Annotated in this window: 3 protein-coding genes and 1 pseudogene; 2 read left to right on the plus strand and 2 right to left on the minus strand. The window is 74.8% G+C overall.

Annotation, left to right across the window (positions count from 1 at the left end):
- Together IE312_RS42405 and IE312_RS29695 are read left to right on the plus strand one after the other, a co-directional pair.
- Positions 1 to 768: pseudogene (locus tag IE312_RS42405) on the plus strand (sensor histidine kinase); the annotation flags it as partial.
- A 249-nt stretch (positions 769 to 1,017) separates the two neighbouring features.
- Entirely contained in the window at positions 1,018 to 1,659 is a 642-nt protein-coding gene (locus IE312_RS29695) for a response regulator transcription factor (RefSeq protein WP_189985374.1), read from the plus strand.
- Positions 1,660 to 1,681: 22 nt separating this feature from the next.
- Here the strand turns inward: IE312_RS29695 and IE312_RS29700 are convergent, their stop codons facing one another.
- Positions 1,682 to 2,506 (minus strand): hypothetical protein, encoded by an 825-nt coding sequence (locus tag IE312_RS29700; RefSeq protein ID WP_189985375.1) that lies wholly within the window; start codon positions 2,504 to 2,506, stop codon positions 1,682 to 1,684.
- The coding region (locus tag IE312_RS29705) for a SigE family RNA polymerase sigma factor (RefSeq protein ID WP_229900582.1) at positions 2,503 to 2,945 on the minus strand (443 nt) is incomplete at its 5' end. The genes IE312_RS29700 and IE312_RS29705, both read right to left, overlap by 4 nt.

Genomic DNA, 2,945 nt, shown 5'->3' on the forward strand with positions numbered 1-2,945 from the left:
TGGGCGAACGCGACGACCATGGCCTACGGCACCTTCATCTCCGCCATGGTGACCGCGGCCATCCTCAGCCTCTCCGAAGCCGTACGGGAACTGCGGGCCGCCCGCGAGGAGCTGGCCCGGCGCGCGGTGGAGCAGGAGCGGCTGCGCTTCTCCCGCGATCTGCACGACCTGCTCGGGCACACGCTGTCGGTGGTCGTGGTGAAGTCCGAGGCGGCCCGCCGGCTGGCCCCGCGCGACCTGGCCGCGGCGCTGGCGCAGATCTCGGACATCGAGTCGGTGGGCCGGCAGGCGCTCACCGAGATCCGCGAGGCGGTGACCGGCTACCGCGAGGGTAGTCTGGCCACCGAGCTGGTCCGGGCCCGGTCGGCGCTGTCCGCGGCGAGTGTGCGGCCCGTGGTCCGCCAGTCGGGGGCACCGCTCGCCCCGCAGACCGAGGCACTGCTCGGCTGGGTGGTGCGCGAGGCGGTGACCAACGTCGTCCGGCACAGCCGCGCGAGCCGCTGCGACATCACCGTGGAGGCAGCCGCGGAGCGGGTCCGGCTGACGGTCACGGACGACGGTACGGGCACCGGCGCCGGCCCGGGCGGGGGTGCCGGCGGCAACGGACTGAAGGGGCTGACCGAGCGCCTCGCGGCGGCGGGCGGCTCCCTCACGGCCGGCCCGGCGCCACGCGGCGGCTTCACGGTCACCGCCGATCTCCCGGCCGGCGGTGACCAGCCGGTGCCCCCCGCGGCCACGGCGCCCGGAACGGACCGATCGCCCGGCTGAACCGATCGCCCAGCGAGCCGATCGCCCGGCCGAGCCGTTCGCCCAGCACGCTGCGGTCGAAGCGAGCGGCGGTTTCCGCTCCCGGGGGGTGGGCGGCTGTGCACCGCCCCCGTGGCCCGCCGCCCCGCCGCCCCGGCGTCCGCGCGCCGGGCCCGCACCGGGCCGCCGGCCCGGCCTCCCGGCGCCGGGTGCGAAGCCGGCGGGCCACCGCACGGCTCCCGTACGCACGGGCCGCCGTAATCTGACTCCATGAACGAGATGCCCCGGGGCCGCCGGCCCGGCACGTGCATCCGGGTACTGCTCGCCGAGGACCAGGGCATGATGCGTGGCGCTCTCGCCCTGCTGCTCGGCATGGAGGAGGACATCGAGGTCGTGGCCCAGCTGGGGGCGGGGGACGGCATCGTGGACGCCGTGCTCACGCACCGGCCGGACGTGGCCCTGCTGGACATCGAACTGCCCGGCAGGAACGGCCTGGACGCGGCGGCCGAACTGCGGGACGAGGCGCCCGACTGCCGGGTGCTGATCCTCACCACCTTCGGCCGGCCGGGCTATCTGCGCCGGGCCATGGAGGCCGGGGCGGCCGGTTTCCTCGTCAAGGACGGGCCGGTGGAGGAGCTGGCCGCGGCGATCCGGCGGGTGCTCACCGGGGAGACCGTGGTCGATCCGGCGCTGGCCGCCGCCGCGCTCAGCGCCGGGCCCAGTCCGCTGACGGCCCGCGAGTGCGAGGTGTTGCAGGCGTCGGTGGACGGGGCAACCGTCGCCGACATCGCGGGGCGGCTGCACCTGTCCGAGTCCACCGTCCGCAACTACCTCTCCTCCGCCATCGGCAAGACCGGTACCCGCAACCGGGCCGAGGCGGTGCGCGAGGCCCGGCAGCAGGGCTGGCTGTGAGCCGGGCCGCGCCGGCGGCGGGTCACTTCGTCACCCGGACGTCCTTGTAGGTCGTACCTTCCGGGGCGAGGCACACGAACCAGTTGCCTCCCGGATAGCCCGCCACCGGGCGGATCAGCGAGGTGCCGTCATGGGCGGCGGACTCGGAGCCGCTCGGCCGGGCCACGGTGGAACTGCCGTCCCTCCAGCGGCAGGTGACCTCCTGGGCGGTCTTCGCCACATTCCCGATCACCAGCCGTTCCGGAGCGGTGGCGCTGACCTTGTCCATGCTGACGGCGGCGGACTGGAGGTCGGTGCCGGAGAGGCGGTCGACCCTCTTGTGCGTGTCGAACATGACCACCAGGGACCGGCCGTCGCCGTAGGACCGCATCGAGAAGTACGACGTCTTGCCGACCAGGTCGGCGGCCTTGTCCACCGCCGGCGCGAGACCCACCCGCTTCATGGCGTCGAACTGCCCCCCGGCCTCCCGCAGGTCACGCGGCGGGCCCCACACCTCGACCCAGACCCGCCAGGCCTTGCCGTGCTCGGTCCCCCGCGCCAGCTCCGTCCGCTGCGGGGCGTACACATGTCTTTCCTCCGCGGTCGCCTGACGGGAGGCCATCGGCGTCTCCCGGGCGGCGCGCTCCCCGGGCAGCCCGCCGAAGGCCAGCGTCGCCCCCGTCGAGCCCGCCAGCACCAGGGCCGTGGTCGCCGCCACCGCCCAGCGCCGCGCCTTGCGGCGCCGGCCGCCGCGGATGACGGCCTGGACCGGGGCTATGCCGATCTCGACCTCGTCCGCCGCTTCCGCGAGCAGGAGCGCGATGTCCGCCTGTGTCATGTCGTGGTTCTCCCGGTCCGCGCTCATCACTTCCGCCCTCCGTGCGTCACCATGTCCGCCAGTCCCGGTATGGCGCGGAGTTTCGCGATCCCCTTGGCCGCGTTGCTCTTCACCGTGCCCACCGAGCAGCCCATCGCCTCCGCCGTCTGCGTCTCCGTCAGGTCCTCCCAGTACCGCAGGACGACCGCCTCCCGCTGTCGCGCGGGCAGTTGGGCGAGCGCCGCGAGCAGGGCGCTGCGGTCGTCGGCCTGGGCGATCCGGTCGCCGGTGTCCGCCACCTCCCGCGCCAGCCCCGAGTCGTCCTTCGGCGCCAGGAACTCCCTGAGCCTTCGGCGGTGTCTGCGCGCGTGCGCGTTGATCATCACGCGTCGTACGTACGCGTCCGGGTCGTCGGCGGCGCCGACGCGGCGCCAGGCCGTGTAGACCTGTTCGAGCGTCGACTGGACCAGGTCCTCGGCGGCGTGCTGCT

This window comes from Streptomyces capoamus, from assembly GCF_014654935.1.
Classification (GTDB): Bacteria; Actinomycetota; Actinomycetes; order Streptomycetales; family Streptomycetaceae; genus Streptomyces; species Streptomyces capoamus.

Excerpts from the sequence above, each read along its gene's own strand:
- IE312_RS29695 (WP_189985374.1), top strand. The coding sequence starts at position 1,018 with ATGAACGAGATGCCCCGGGGCCGCCGGCCCGGCACGTGCATCCGGGTA.